Origin of the sequence: Psychrobacter sp. GW64-MNA-CIBAN-0177 (assembly GCF_040309585.1) — a bacterium.
Lineage (GTDB): Bacteria > Pseudomonadota > Gammaproteobacteria > Pseudomonadales > Moraxellaceae > Psychrobacter > Psychrobacter okhotskensis.
This window is the reverse complement of the sequence record NZ_JBEOOY010000271.1, coordinates 1-268: the sequence shown is the minus strand read 5'-3', so window position 1 is coordinate 268 and position 268 is coordinate 1. Positions and strand designations below refer to the sequence as shown.

The window sequence follows — 268 nt, the reverse complement described above, 5'->3', positions numbered from 1 at the left end:
GCTTGAGATCGTGCCATCTTCAATAAAATCGCCTAGATGTGAGTCTTCATCATCACCGATAGGGGTTTCCATTGAAATAGGTTCTTTAGCAATTTTAAGCACTTTACGGACTTTCGCTTCATCCATCTCTAAGCGTTCGCCTAATTCCTCAGGCGTCGGCTCGCGTCCCATTTCTTGTAATAATTGACGAGAGACTCGGTTAATTTTATTAATCGTCTCAATCATATGCACCGGAATACGAATGGTACGTGCTTGGTCAGCGATAGAG

At 43.3% G+C, this 268-nt stretch carries 1 protein-coding gene; it reads right to left on the bottom strand.

Annotated elements, in window-relative coordinates; translation table 11 throughout:
• A partial coding sequence (locus AAEY79_RS15055) for a sigma-70 domain-containing protein (protein ID WP_352289233.1) occupies positions 1-268 on the bottom strand: 268 nt, incomplete at both ends.